The following is a 13,595-nucleotide window of genomic DNA, read 5'->3' as shown; positions in this document are numbered from 1 at the left end:
AGGGCAAGGCTTCGATCTCAGCAAAAGCCGGCAGCCAAACGCCCGATGCAGAATTGCCGATATCACCAATCATGCAAACCATCACTTAGATATCCAGCATGCAGTTTTAGTATACCGACTCCACTCCGGCTTGACAAACCTGCCTGCACATGGTTCGCTCATACCCTTTGACAACATAACCTAACGGCGCTAGGGTGTCCGGACAATTTGTTTATGAGGGGATTTTTGTTCCTGAAAATGCAGATGCCAGGCAAAAAACACAGCAAGATTGGACATCTTGCGAGGCTTTTTAACGCAGCAGATGCGTTTTCAGGGGCAAAATACACCCGTAAATCGAATTGTCCGGACACCCTAGGGTGTCCTGACAATTCAGAATTATTCAGATTTTTTGTGATAAAAGAGCAGATGCAAGGCAAAAAACACAGCAAGATTGGCTATCTTGCGAGGCTTTTTAACGCAGCAGATGTGCTTTTAGCACAAAAAAGATGATGATATATGACACATCAGGACACTCTAGTTCGCCGCCTTGTTCGCTTACTTTTGCGAATCGGCATAAGGCCTTTGCAGCCACATTTTCAGACGGCCTGATGGTCTGCAAAGCAGCGGAGATAGAGAATATAGAATGGTCAAAGCAATGGGGCTGCCCATTCAAATCAAGGCCGTCTGAAAACACAATGCTTTCAGACGGCCTCATGATGAAAACAGCTTTAATTGTGCTTAACAGGCAGCAGGTTGTGCTTATGCCCATTCACAAAAACAACCACCCTCCTTGCAATACTCATTGTATTGTCTTCGGCTCACCACCGAAGCCCGGCTGTTTCACTTTCAAAAGATAAGTGAGCACGAAAGCAAACAAATAAAGCGCGGTATAGGCATACACCACGCCGATAAAGCTGTAATACGGCAGCAAAATGGTGGCGATGGTGGGCGCAAGAAAATTCGACATGCCGGCAGAGAGGTTGTAAATCGAAATCGCCGCGCCTTGATGATTCGGCTCCAAGCTGGTAAACACGGCGGTCATGGGCACAAACGCCGCCACAAATGTGCCGAGCAGAATCGCCGGAATCCACGCCATGTAAAAATTGTGGCCGAAATATTGCGGCAGATAGTAAAAGCTCAATGTCGAGATTGCCATACCGATACAGCCAAACCAGCGCACCACACGCATCCAGCCCAGCCGTTCGCCGACAATGCCCCACAACACGTTGGAAAACAGCGTGGTGGCGAAAAACACACCCCAGATTTTCAGCCATTCGGGCGTAGAAAAACCCAATTCGTCAACAAACATCATCGGCATAATCACCGCAAAGCCAAACAGCGACAAGGTGTTGATGATGCGGATCATGCTGGCATACAGAATATTGCGGTTGCTCACCAGCAGCGTAACCGCGCGGCTCAATTCGGTGAATTTTTCTTTGGTGGAAAGATGGTGCATATGCGACGACGAATTCACCTTGCGCAGCATGGTCAAGGCCACCAGGCCGCCGGCAAAACAAAACGCCAGCGCCAGCCACAAGGTGCCGCGTTCGCCAATCATCGGGATGGTGAAGCTGGGAATATAGCTGCCCGCCACGCCGATGCCCACCGAATAAGTGGTCCAAAACCAGCCCATGGCCGGGCTGATTTGCGAGCTGTGCACGTTTTGCACAATCATCACGATGAAAGAATACAGAAACAGCGGATAGGCAAAACCGCGAATGCCGTAAAACAGCAGAATCAGCGGATAATTGGCATCGCCGAGGCCGAAAACCAAAAACAGCGTGTGAAACACACACCACATCACAAAGCCGATAATCATGGCTTTGCGCGGGGTAATGATTTCGGCAAACACGCCCGACACCCAAGCCGACAAAGCGGCGGCCAGGCCGTAGATCGAAAAGGCCAACGAAGATTGCGACTGGCTGAAACCCAGGCTGGTGATGTGATGGGAAAGAAACGCCAGCTCGAAGCCGTCGCCGGTCATAAACAACGCAATGGCGATATAGCCCCACAATAAATTCAGGGGCAAACCCAGCCATTGCTTGGTGACTGCGGAAGTGTTCATACCTGCTCCAACATAAAAATAAACGGAAGGCCGTCTGAAAACAGCCACACCGCGCTTTGCAGATTGTGTTTGCAAGCTGCCAAGCTTGATTGAAAAATAACGATAAACGGGGTAACGCAGGCGGCCGGGCTTATTAAAGCCATTCTGCCGGCGCAGGCAGTGCTTCAGCACCCTGCCGTCTGCACAGATGGTGTAATTATCCCGCTAGATTTCTGAAGGCCTCATCTTGCCGATAGAGTGCGCGGAAAGTTTGGTAACGCCGGTTTAGCCTGTCAAACTGCCGCGCATCGGGCCGGTAAACCCGGTCGGTTTCGGGTTTGTTACACACTTCGGCTTCTGTTTTGCCGTCTGCCAACGCCGCCAGCCTGGCCGCACCGAGCGCACCGCCGCTTTCACCGCCCTTGTGGGTAACGATTTCCAGCTGCAAAATATCGGCCAGCAGCTGCGCCCAATAAGTGCTGCGCGCGCCGCCGCCGAGCAGTGAACAGCGATTGATTTCGGTGCCGCTTTCCTGCAACACGCGCACGCCGTCGGCAATGCCGAAGCTCACGCCTTCGAGTACGGCATAGCCCATCACGGCGCGATCGGCGCTGTGGCGGATGCCGTGAAATATGCCGCTGGCAAGCGGGTCGTTATGCGGGGTGCGCTCGCCGGAAAGATAAGGCAGGAAAATCGGCGCCTCTGCTCTGGCTTCTGCGCTCAATGCTTCAATTTCCTGCAACAATTCAGCCTCTTTCACGCCCACCAGTTTGCAATACCAGCTCAAGCAGGCAGCAGCGGAAAGCATCACGCTCATTTGGTGCCAGCGCCCGGGCAAGGCATGGCAGAAGCAATGTACGGCCAACTCAGGTGCGGGGCGGTAAGCTTCGTTAACCACAAACACCACGCCGGAAGTGCCCAGTGAAATAAACGCATCACCCGGCCGTACCGCACCGACACCTACCGCGCTGGCTGCATTATCGCCACCGCCGCCGGCCACAATCACCGATTCGCTCAAGCCCCATTGCTGTGCAATTTCGGGCAGCAACGTGCCGCTGTTGTCGCTGCCTTCTGTCAATTCAGGCATGTGGCTGCGCTTAAGACCGCACACGGCAAGGATTTCATCCGACCAGTCACGCCGGGCCACATCCAGCCATAAGGTGCCGGCCGCATCCGACATATCAGACACTTTTTTTCCGGTCATCAAAAAGCGGATGTAATCTTTCGGCAGCAATACGGCAGCGGTTTTGGCGAAGATTTCCGGCTCATGCTTTTTCACCCACAATAATTTGGGCGCGGTAAAACCGGGCATGGCCAAGTTGCCGGTAACGGCATGCAGATTCGGCGCGGCGGTTTCCAATTCGGCGCATTCGGCGGCACTGCGGGTATCGTTCCACAAAATCACCGGGCGCAGCACTTGGCCGGCGGCATCGAGCAGCACCGCGCCGTGCATCTGGCCGGAAAGCCCGATGGCTTTCACTTCTTGCCAGCGCGCACCGCATTGTTGGCGCAAATGTGTGATTAAATCGTTGGTTGCCTGCCACCACTCATCGGCCGATTGCTCCGACCATTGCGGATGGGGGCGTTGGATACTCAAGGGCATGCCGTGGCTGAGCACGATTTGACCGTGCTCATCCGTCAGCAGCGCCTTGATTTCTGAAGTGCCAAAATCAAGACCTAAATACATGACCGGCTCCTTAAAAAATCAAGAATGTGCGCGCTTCTTCGATTTTTTCGCGCAACAGCGCTTCGAAGTCGGCGTTGTCGGCCAATTCGCCAAACAAGGCTTTATCTTGGGCAAAAACTTTGACCGGATCGGCAGATTGATACATGGCATGCACCGCTGCTTCGTCAAGAATGCCGTCTTGATAGGTATAGGGCAGCCGGCCTTCGTGCCATTGTTCCATAAACACAAAAAACAGCGCCGGCAGCAAAGCCGTAGCCTCAGGGCGCGCGCCGCTGCGGTAGCGCTCGATTAATGTCGGCTGGATTTGGGCGGGAATTTTTGAAAAGCCATCGGCGGCTACGCGCTGATTGGTGTCTTTGATGTGCGGGTTGGTGAAACGCTCCAACACCACATCACGGTATTGCGGCAAATCAATGCCGTTGTCGCCCAAGCTGGGAATCACATCTTGGGTAACATAATCATAAGCCGCTTGGCGCACACGCTCGTTTAAGGTGCTGTCGTGGATAAACAGTTCGCCCTGCAAAGTGCCCGCCCACGCAATTGCGGCATGCGGCACATTGAGCACGCGGATTTTTGCTTCTTCGTAAGGAATCACCGAATCTACCAGCTGCACGCCTACTTTTTCCAGCGCGGGGCGGACATTGTCTTTAAAATTGTCTTCGATTACCCACTGGATAAAAGTCTCGCCCATCACCGGCGCTTGGTCGATTCTGCCGGTTTGTTGCTGAATGCGTGCGGGCAAGTCTTCCGCCGGGCGCGGCACGATACGGTCGACCATGGTGTTCGGCGTGGTTGCATGGTCTTTCAGCCAGTCGATCACATCCAGATGGCCGGTGAGGGTCAGGAATTCGACCAGGCCGTCGTGAAAGCGCTCGCCGTTGTGGCGCACATTGTCGCAGCACAATAAAGTCACGTTGCCATCGGCCAGCTGCATACGCTTTTTCAGGATTTTGGCGATAATGCCGTAGATGGTTTCGTGGCCGCCTTTCAAATCTGCCTGAATGCTCGGATTATCTTGGTCTAGGTGATAACGGCTGTCGAGATAATAACCGGCCTCGGTAACGGTAAACGCAATCACTTTGGTATTTTCCGCCGCGCCCTCTTCAATCAGCGGTGCCAAATCGGCCTGCCAGCGGATGGGCTTTTTAATCGAGCGGATCACTTCATATTCACGCTCATCATGCGGGCTGACGGTTTCCAGCACATATTCGCCGTTTTGCGCCAACAAGGCTTCGATGGTGTGTTCGCTGTCGTTGCGAATATTACCCGCCGCGATTGCCCAAGCATCATCCCCCGATTTGATGAGTTCATTGAGATACCATGCCTGGTGGGCGCGCTGGAACGAACCCAAGCCGATATGCAGCCAAGTGTATTGTTGAGCCATCATTACTACTCCTTCATATCAAATTTGTTTGTGAATAATCTGCTGTGGATACTGCTGACTTTATGTGGTTTTTGAAAGCAGGTTCCTGCCGATTTTACTGCAAGATTTCTTCTCAAACATAAGAAATTTAATTAGATTTCAACATTTTATTTAAGTAATTAAATTTCGCTGCTTTAAAATGAATGATGTTTCAGACGGCCTTACTCTTCATTTAAACAATTGATAACAACAAGTTAGACAACCATCTGCCTGTTTGACTACAAACAATCGGTTTCAAACAATCGGTTTATATTTTATAAGCATATTTTATATATTCATGATTTTCAACGCTTATACCCATTCACAAAAACAACCTAACGGCGTTGTCCCACCTGAGCTCGAAGAGGGCTGGTTTTACTAAGTCGCTGAAGCGCCAAGTCAATCGGCTCCGTGCTCACCGTGCTGTCTTCGGCCCGCCGCCTTGTTCGCTTACTTTTGTGAATGGGTATGACTCTTGTATTAGCTCATTTGTAGATTTATACCGACAATCACAACCATAACGCCTAATCAACCTCCATTTTTTATTTATTAACATTAAAATAATAGCAAATATTTTTCAGGCGGCCTGATGCCGTTCAAAAAAACAAGGTTATCCGACAATATGCCGGATAACCTTGATGCTGAATCAAAACGCTGAGGAACCCTACCCTAGCCGTGCAAGGCGCGTTTGTCTGCTGCCAATGAGGCTTCGTGCAACACTTCAGACAAAGTCGGATGAGCATGCACGATGCGGGCGATGTCTTCGCTGCTGGCTTTGAATTCCATGCTCATCACACCCTCTGCCACCAGCTCTGAAACCATCGGCCCGATCATGTGTATACCGAGAATGCGGTCGGTTTGGGCATCGGCCAACACTTTCACAGTGCCTTTCGCTTTGCCCAAGCCCAATGCGCGGCCGTTGGCGCCGAAGCCTGAAGTGCCTTTTTTATAGGCTATGCCGGCTTCTTTCAATTGCTCTTCCGTTTGACCCACCCAGGCAATTTCGGGGTCGGTGTAAATCACAAACGGAATGCTGTTGAAATCGATATGCGGTTTTTGACCGGCAATGCGCTCGGCAACCGCCACACCTTCATCACTGGCTTTGTGTGCCAACATCGGGCCGCGCACCACATCGCCGATGGCCCAAACATTGGCCAGATTGGTGCGGCACTCGTCATCCACTTTAACAAAACCGCGTTCGTCTTTTTCCAGGCCTACGGCTTCAGCATTGAGGCCATCGGTATTCGGCACACGGCCGATGGAAATAATCAGCTTGTCGAAGGTTTCGGTTTTCTGCGCGCCGCCCGCTTCGTAAGACACGCTCACACCGTTATCGGTATTTTTGATTTCACTGATTTTCACACCAAGCTCAATCGCCAGGCCTTGCTCTTTGGTGAAGATTTTCAGTGCCTCTTTGGCGATTTGCTGATCGGCCGCCGCCAAGAAAGTGGGCATGGCTTCAAGAATGGTAACTTCTGAGCCGACGCGCTTCCACACCGAGCCCATTTCCAGGCCAATCACGCCGGAGCCGATAACGCCGAGTTTTTTCGGCACTTCGATAAGATTCAGTGCGCCTTCATTATCCAACACGTTGACATTATCAATATCAATCAGCGGCAGCGGGCGCGGCACAGAGCCGGTAGCCACGATCACATATTTGGCTTCAACCACGCTTTTTTCGCCATGGTTATCAACTTCGATTTGGTATAAATCGCCGTTTTTGCCTTTGAAGCTGCCTTTACCAAACAGGCTTTCAACTTTGTTTTTCTGAAACAGAAATTTAATGCCGCCGGTCAGCTTGGTAACAATCGCATCTTTACGCTCAATCATTTTGGCAGCATCAAATTTCACCTCGCCCACAGTAATGCCATGTTCGGCAAAATCATGTTGCGCGGCATGGAAATGCTCTGAAGATTGCAACAGGGCTTTTGAGGGAATACAGCCCACGTTGAGGCAAGTGCCGCCGAGTGCGGGGGCGTCGCCCGCTTTATTCAAACCGGCATCCACGCAAGCGGTTTTAAAACCCAATTGCGCGGCGCGGATGGCGGCAATATATCCGCCGGGGCCGGCGCCGATAACAACTACGTCAAATTGTGACATTTTTCAATCCTTTATGCGGTAAGCAGAGGCCGTCTGAAACCGGTCTGCGCGTATCATGCCCATTCACAAAAAATAACCCAGCTATGCTCAAAGGGAGCCGGTTTACACAGCGTAAAGCACCAAATCGGCCGGCAGCCCTACTCTCTGCAAGGCAACCAGCTCGCCGCCACGTTGATCATTTCATTGAACGGCTATCGCTTATTTTTACCAATGGGTATTCAGACGGCCTTTTCTACAGTTAGCGCCGGCATGAATACGGGCTGGCATCTTTCAATTCTTGTTTGGTGATATTGTTGTAAACACGGATAGTGGCGTTCGGATAAGTTTTGCACAGCGAATCACGCGCCACCGGAATACCGGCTTTATTGCTGTCTAACGCGATACGCTTATTCAACAATTGGCCGCGGCTGTTGTAAGCCTCAACCGAATACTCTTTGCCTGCCAGACCGGCACAGGCGCTCAACACCAAAGCAGATAACAACACAGCGTATTTCATGACGACTCCTTTCAAAGTATCTTTTCAGACGGCCTGAATAATGTATTCAGGCCGTCTGAAACGAGATTACAAATCCAGCAGCAAACGAGCCGGATCTTCCAGCAGATCTTTAATGGTGACCAGCGTCAGCACGGCTTCGCGGCCGTCGATGATGCGGTGGTCGTAAGACAGCGCCAGATACATCATCGGGCGCACCACTACTTGGCCGTTTTCCACCATCGCGCGTTCTTTAGTGGCATGCATACCCAAAATGGCCGATTGCGGCGGATTGATGATCGGGGTAGACATCATCGAACCGAAAGTGCCGCCGTTGGTAATGCTGAACGTGCCGCCGGTGAGGTCTTCCAAGGCGATTTTGCCGTCTTTGGCTTTGACAGCGTAATCAACGATGGCTTTTTCGATATCGGCAATGCTCATTTGATCGGCATCGCGCAAAATGGGCACAACCAAACCGCGCGGGCTGCCGATGGCGATACCGATGTCGAAATAGCCGTGATACACGATATCATTGCCGTCGATAGAGGCGTTGACCACCGGGTATTTTTTCAGCGCAGCCACCGCGGCTTTGACAAAGAACGACATAAAGCCCAGTTTGACACCATGCTCTTTTTCGAATTTTTCTTTGTATTTGGCCCGCAAATCCATCACCGGCTGCATATTAACTTCATTAAAGGTTGTCAGAATGGCATTTTCATGTTGGGAAGCCAGCAAACGCTCGGCCACACGGCTGCGCAAGCGGCTCATCGGCACACGCTGCTCAGGGCGCTCGCCCGCAGGCGCAGGCGCTGCGGATACGGCAGCAGCCGCTTTGGGTGCAGCCGAAGCTTTTTGCACGTCTTCTTTCAACACGCGGCCGTCACGTCCCGAACCTTGAACGCTGTTCACATCCACGCCTTTTTCGGCAGCCAGTTTGGCAGCTGCCGGCATGGCTACGCCGGCTTGGGCGTTTGACGAAGCGGCGGCTTGGGGCTCGGCGGCGGCTTCATCGCTGCCGTTGTCTTCAGCCGGGGCTGCTGCGCCGGCTTCGGCCTTGGCTTCTGTGTCGATTTTGGCCAGCAATTGTTCGGCCACCACCGTCTCGCCGTCTTGTGCAATGATTTCCACCAACACACCGGCTTGCGGTGAAGGCACTTCCAGCACCACTTTATCGGTTTCCACATCAATCAGAATTTCGTCGCGCTCCACATATTCGCCGACTTTTTTATGCCAAGACATCAAAGTGCCTTCAGACACACTCTCAGACAACACGGGTACTTTTACTTCTACAATCATTTTATTCTCCAGTGGGATGTGTGGCCGTCTGAAATCAGTTTTCAGACGGCCTTTGGTGTTTAGTTGAAGTTTAATGCATCATCCAGCAGCTGTTTGAGCTGGGCAACGTGTTTGCTCATATAGCCGACGGCCGGCGAAGCGCTGGTAGGACGGCCGGCAAACGTGAGTGTTTGCGACGGCTCCAACACGCGTTCGATACGGTGGCGGATCTGGTAAAAAGCACCTTGGTTGCGCGGTTCTTCCTGCGCCCACATCACTTCCCGGGCGTTGCTGTATTTCGCCAGCTCGGCCTTGATTTCCTGATAGGGGAAGGGATACAGCTGCTCCAAACGCACAATCGCAACATCATCAACCAATTCACGTTCTGCACGCGCTTTGGCTAAATCGTAATACACCTGTCCGGCACAAATAATCACGCGTTTTACTTTGCTGTTGTCGCGCTCTTCCACATCGCCGATAACCGGGCGGAAAGCGGAGCCTTCGGTTACATCGCTCAGCGGGCTCATCGAATCTTTAAAGCGCAATAAACGTTTCGACATGAATACAATCAGCGGTTTGCGATACGGACGCAATACCTGACGGCGCAACATGTGGAACATTTGCGCCGCTTCAGACGGCATTACCACCTGAATATTGTGTTCGGAACACAATTGCAGCCAACGCTCCAAACGACCTGAGGAATGCTCCGGCCCCTGCCCGTCATAGCCGTGCGGCAGCAACACGGTCAACCCGCACAGGCGGCCCCATTTGGTTTCGCCAGAAGTGATAAACTGATCGATCGCCACTTGCGCGCCGTTGGCAAAGTCGCCAAACTGAGCTTCCCAAATCGTGAGTTTGTCGGGTGCAGAGCAGGCAAAGCCATATTCATAGGCCAACACGGCTTCTTCGTTCAAAATCGAATCGATCACCATAAAGTCGGCCTGACCGTCGGCCATGTGTTGCAGCGGTATATAGGCGCCGGCATCGCTTTTTTCGCGGTTTTGGTCGTGTAATACGGCATGGCGGTGCGAGAATGTGCCGCGACCGGAGTCTTCACCTGAAATGCGCACACCGGTGCCATTGGTTACCAAACTTGCATATGCAAGGGTTTCGGCCATCCCCCAGTCAAGCGGTTGCTCGCCGACCGACATGGCTTTGCGGTTTTCCAGCACTTTTTTCACGGTGTTGTGCAGCTGGAAATTTTCCGGCGCTTCGGTAAACTTATCGGCCAAACGCTTCACATCAGCAGCCGGCAGCGAGGTATCTACCGGCATATCCCATTCTGTGCCGTTGTATTGGCTCCAGTCCATCAGGTTTTTACGCTGATAGTCGGTAATCCGGGTTTGCTCGACATGCTCGCCTTTATCGAGTGCATCACGGTATTCCTGGATAAAGCATTCGGCTTCATCAGCGGTAACCACCCCTTCATTAACCAGTTTTTCTGCATAAATGGCGCGGGTGCCCGGGTGTTTCGACACGGCTTTATACATCATCGGCTGGGTCAGGAAGGGATCATCGCCTTCGTTATGACCGAGCTTGCGATAGCATACCAAATCAATAACCACATCTTTTTTAAACTGTTTGCGGTAATCCATAGCCACTTGCATCACGTAGCAGACAGCCTCCGGGTCATCGCCGTTAACGTGCAGAATCGGGGCTTCGACCATTTTGGCAATATCGGTGCAATACGCAGTTGAGCGGGTATCGCGAACATCGGAAGTGGTAAAGCCGATTTGGTTGTTAATTACGATGTGAATGGTGCCGCCCGTGGTGTAGCCGCGGGTTTTGGAAAGGTTGAAAGTCGCTTGGTTGACGCCCAAGCCGATAAAGGCTGAGTCGCCGTGAATCAGCACCGGCAAAATGGCTTCTTGGCCGTTGGCGCCGTAGCGGCGCTGACGGGCGCGAGCCGAGCCTTCTACCACCGGATTGACAATTTCCAGATGAGAGGGGTTGAATGCCAATGAAACGTGCATCGGGCCGTGAGGGGTAGCGATATCCGAGCTGAAACCCATGTGGTATTTCACATCGCCGCTAGGCAGGGTTGCCTCTGCCTTGCCTTCGAATTCGGCAAACAAATCGCGCGGCAGCTTGCCCAAGGTGTTCACCAACACATTCAGACGGCCACGGTGTGCCATGCCGATAATCACTTCTTCCACACCGTCTTGGCCGGAATTTTGAATCAGATAATTCAAACCGGCAATGGTGCTCTCGCCGCCTTCGAGCGAAAAGCGTTTTTGGCCGACATATTTGGTGTGCAGGTAGCGCTCCAGCGTTTCGGCAGCGGTGATTTGTTTCAGAATACGGCGTTTTTCTTCCGCATTGTATTTGGGGGTAGAAAGATCGGTTTCAAAGCGGTTGCGGATCCAGCGGCGCTCTTCGGAATCGGAAATATGCATGTATTCGATGCCGATATGGCCGCAATATGTTTGTTTTAATTTGCTGATCAACTCAGACAGCTGCAATTTGTCGCTGCCGGCAAAATCGCCCTCGCCCATGCGGAATTGTACCGCCATATCGGCATCGGTCAGACCGTGATAGGCCGGGCTGAGTGCCTCGATATTGGTGGCCTGGCGTCGCTTGAGCGGATCAAGCTGGGCAGCGCCGGCACCTTGAATACGGTAAGCAGACATCAGGCGCAACACCGACACTTGCTTCTGCATCAGATTAAAGTCCATACCGCCGGACACGGCGGCCGTGGCCTTGCGTTTGGCCAGGTTGGCAAATGATTCTTGAATCGGCCGGTGCGCCACATCACGCTCTACTGCGCCGGGTTGGGCAGCAAGCTGGGTAAAATATTGTTTCCAGTGCTCGTCTACTGAATTGGGATCGTTGAGGAAATTTTCGTATAACTCTTCAATATAAGGTGCGTTAGAGCCGAATAAATATGAAAAGCTCTGTTTGTCGTCCATCATGGCTTATGCCCTTTTTCTGTTAAAAATAAAGAGTAGAACCTGCCTTATTTCAAAACAAAACGGCTGTTTCTGAAATATGGCCTATTCTACTCTCCGTAGTCGTCTATCGCCAGATATTGTTGACATTTAACCTATGCTGCTTTAACCAAAAACTGTTGCAGATCAATATACGCCAACACCAAACTTTATCTCCGAACAGACAAAATGCGATGTTTGTCAAACAGGCCGTCTGAAAACCATTAAAACGGCCGTTTGATGTCGTGAACACTCAGCGTTTGTCTACCGGTACATAATCGCGGCGCGGCGAGCCTGTGTAGAGCTGGCGCGGACGGCCGATTTTCTGGCCCGGTTCAGCGATCATTTCATGCCAGTGCGAAATCCAGCCGACGGTGCGTGCCAATGCAAAAATCACGGTAAACATCGATACCGGGATACCCAGTGCCGACAATACGATGCCTGAGTAGAAATCAACATTCGGATACAGTTTGCGCTCGATGAAGAATTCGTCGTTGAGTGCGATTTTTTCAAGCTCCATGGCCAATTTGAATTTCGGATCGTTTTCCAGACCCAATTCTTTCAGCACTTCATAGCAGGTTTCACGCATAATGCTCGCGCGCGGATCCATATTACGGTATACGCGGTGGCCGAAGCCCATCAGGCGGTATTTGCGCTCTTTCACACCTTCCATAAACTCAGGCACACGCGATACATCACCGATTTCATCCAGCATTTTCAGCACGGCCTCATTGGCGCCGCCATGAGCAGGACCCCACAGGCTGGCAATACCGGCGGCAATACAAGCAAACGGATTGGCACCTGAAGAACCGGCCAGGCGCACGGTAGAGGTAGAAGCATTTTGCTCGTGATCGGCATGCAGGATAAAGATGCGATCAAGCGCACGCACCAACACCGGGTTGGGCACATACTCTTCACAAGGTGTGGCAAACATCATATACATGAAGTTGGCTGTATATGACAAATCGTTTTTCGGATAATTAAACGGCAAACCGTTGGAATAACGGTAACACATGGCCGCAATCGTCGGGATTTTAGAAATTAGGCGGAATTCGGCAATGCGGCGGTGATCGGCATTGCTGATGTCGAGACTGTCTTGGTAAAAAGCGGCCAATGCACCGACCACGCCGACCATCATCGCCATCGGGTGGGCATCACGGCGGAAGCCGCGGAAGAACCAGGTCAGCTGCTCATGCACCATGGTATGGCGCGATACGGTGTGCTCGAATTTGGCTTTTTGCTCGGCTGTAGGCAGTTCGCCGTTAATCAGCAGATAGCAGGTTTCCAGATAATCGCTGTTTTCAGCCAGCTGCTCAATCGGATAACCGCGATAATAAAGTTGGCCTTTTTCACCGTCAATAAATGTAATTTTTGACTCGCAACTTGCTGTAGATACGAAGCCCGGATCAAAAGTAAACATGCCGGTGCCTTTGGTAAAGGTGCGGATATCGACCACATCATTGCCCAAGGTGCCTTCCAATACCGGCAACTCTAAAGTTTCTTTGCCTTCCAGTTGCAATTTAACGTTTTTAGACATCTCTTTTAACTCCTTTTTTCTTATGTGAAAGCTGTTGCAGCCTAAACTGCTTGGTTTTTTGTTTCAGACGGCCAGTACATCATGCTTGTGAAGCCAACGTTTCCAAACCATTCGGTTTCTGAGTATTTTTGCCTTAAATCTGCATTTTAGGAGTAAAAATTCCTCATAAACA

9 protein-coding genes are annotated in these 13,595 nt (G+C 51.7%); 1 reads left to right on the top strand and 8 read right to left on the bottom strand.

All coding sequences use genetic code 11. The features are described from left to right. Window positions 1-213: 213 nt before the first annotated feature. Complete coding sequence (locus LVJ83_RS05170; protein WP_244786962.1) at window positions 214-489, top strand: hypothetical protein; 276 nt, start codon at window positions 214-216, stop codon at window positions 487-489. Between the two features lie 289 nt (window positions 490-778). Here the strand turns inward: LVJ83_RS05170 and LVJ83_RS05165 are convergent, their stop codons facing one another. The 8 genes from LVJ83_RS05165 to gltA form a co-directional block, all read right to left on the bottom strand. Next, a complete protein-coding gene (locus LVJ83_RS05165; protein ID WP_244786960.1) occupies window positions 779-2,044 on the bottom strand; it encodes an MFS transporter in 1,266 nt (421 codons plus the stop codon). 196 nt (window positions 2,045-2,240) lie between these two features. After that, window positions 2,241-3,710, bottom strand: coding sequence for a xylulokinase (gene xylB, locus LVJ83_RS05160; RefSeq protein ID WP_244786958.1), 1,470 nt, complete (start codon window positions 3,708-3,710; stop codon window positions 2,241-2,243). Between the two features lie 10 nt (window positions 3,711-3,720). After that, a complete protein-coding gene (gene dalD / locus LVJ83_RS05155) occupies window positions 3,721-5,097 on the bottom strand; it encodes a D-arabinitol 4-dehydrogenase (protein WP_244786956.1) in 1,377 nt (458 codons plus the stop codon). A 684-nt stretch (window positions 5,098-5,781) separates the two neighbouring features. After that, the gene (gene lpdA, locus LVJ83_RS05150; protein WP_244786954.1) at window positions 5,782-7,212 is read right to left on the bottom strand and encodes a dihydrolipoyl dehydrogenase; all 1,431 of its coding nucleotides are present in this window, start codon (window positions 7,210-7,212) and stop codon (window positions 5,782-5,784) included. A 238-nt stretch (window positions 7,213-7,450) separates the two neighbouring features. After that, window positions 7,451-7,708: a hypothetical protein gene (locus LVJ83_RS05145; RefSeq protein ID WP_244786952.1), complete on the bottom strand. Its 258-nt coding sequence runs from the start codon at window positions 7,706-7,708 to the stop codon at window positions 7,451-7,453. A gap of 66 nt (window positions 7,709-7,774) precedes the next feature. Then, window positions 7,775-8,980: a 2-oxoglutarate dehydrogenase complex dihydrolipoyllysine-residue succinyltransferase gene (gene odhB / locus LVJ83_RS05140; protein ID WP_244786950.1), complete on the bottom strand. Its 1,206-nt coding sequence runs from the start codon at window positions 8,978-8,980 to the stop codon at window positions 7,775-7,777. A gap of 59 nt (window positions 8,981-9,039) precedes the next feature. Then, on the bottom strand, window positions 9,040-11,871 hold the full coding sequence (locus tag LVJ83_RS05135; RefSeq protein WP_244786948.1) for a 2-oxoglutarate dehydrogenase E1 component: 2,832 nt from the start codon (window positions 11,869-11,871) through the stop codon (window positions 9,040-9,042). Between the two features lie 268 nt (window positions 11,872-12,139). Further along, window positions 12,140-13,423, bottom strand: coding sequence for a citrate synthase (gltA, locus tag LVJ83_RS05130; protein ID WP_244786946.1), 1,284 nt, complete (start codon window positions 13,421-13,423; stop codon window positions 12,140-12,142). Between the last annotated feature and the right edge of the window lie 172 nt (window positions 13,424-13,595).

Source organism: Uruburuella testudinis (assembly GCF_022870865.1).
GTDB lineage: Bacteria > Pseudomonadota > Gammaproteobacteria > Burkholderiales > Neisseriaceae > Neisseria > Neisseria testudinis.
The sequence above is the reverse complement of the archived record's forward strand: the minus strand, read 5'-3'. Positions and strand labels throughout refer to the sequence as shown.

What these genes read in the sequence shown, in the direction of transcription:
- LVJ83_RS05165 (WP_244786960.1), bottom strand. Translation starts at nt 2,044, where the DNA reads ATGAACACTTCCGCAGTCACCAAGCAATGGCTGGGTTTGCCCCTGAAT.
- LVJ83_RS05170 (WP_244786962.1), top strand. Translation starts at nt 214, where the DNA reads ATGAGGGGATTTTTGTTCCTGAAAATGCAGATGCCAGGCAAAAAACAC.
- LVJ83_RS05135 (WP_244786948.1), bottom strand. Translation starts at nt 11,871, where the DNA reads ATGATGGACGACAAACAGAGCTTTTCATATTTATTCGGCTCTAACGCA.
- lpdA (WP_244786954.1), bottom strand. Translation starts at nt 7,212, where the DNA reads ATGTCACAATTTGACGTAGTTGTTATCGGCGCCGGCCCCGGCGGATAT.
- gltA (WP_244786946.1), bottom strand. Translation starts at nt 13,423, where the DNA reads ATGTCTAAAAACGTTAAATTGCAACTGGAAGGCAAAGAAACTTTAGAG.
- odhB (WP_244786950.1), bottom strand. Translation starts at nt 8,980, where the DNA reads ATGATTGTAGAAGTAAAAGTACCCGTGTTGTCTGAGAGTGTGTCTGAA.
- xylB (WP_244786958.1), bottom strand. Translation starts at nt 3,710, where the DNA reads ATGTATTTAGGTCTTGATTTTGGCACTTCAGAAATCAAGGCGCTGCTG.
- dalD (WP_244786956.1), bottom strand. Translation starts at nt 5,097, where the DNA reads ATGATGGCTCAACAATACACTTGGCTGCATATCGGCTTGGGTTCGTTC.
- LVJ83_RS05145 (WP_244786952.1), bottom strand. Translation starts at nt 7,708, where the DNA reads ATGAAATACGCTGTGTTGTTATCTGCTTTGGTGTTGAGCGCCTGTGCC.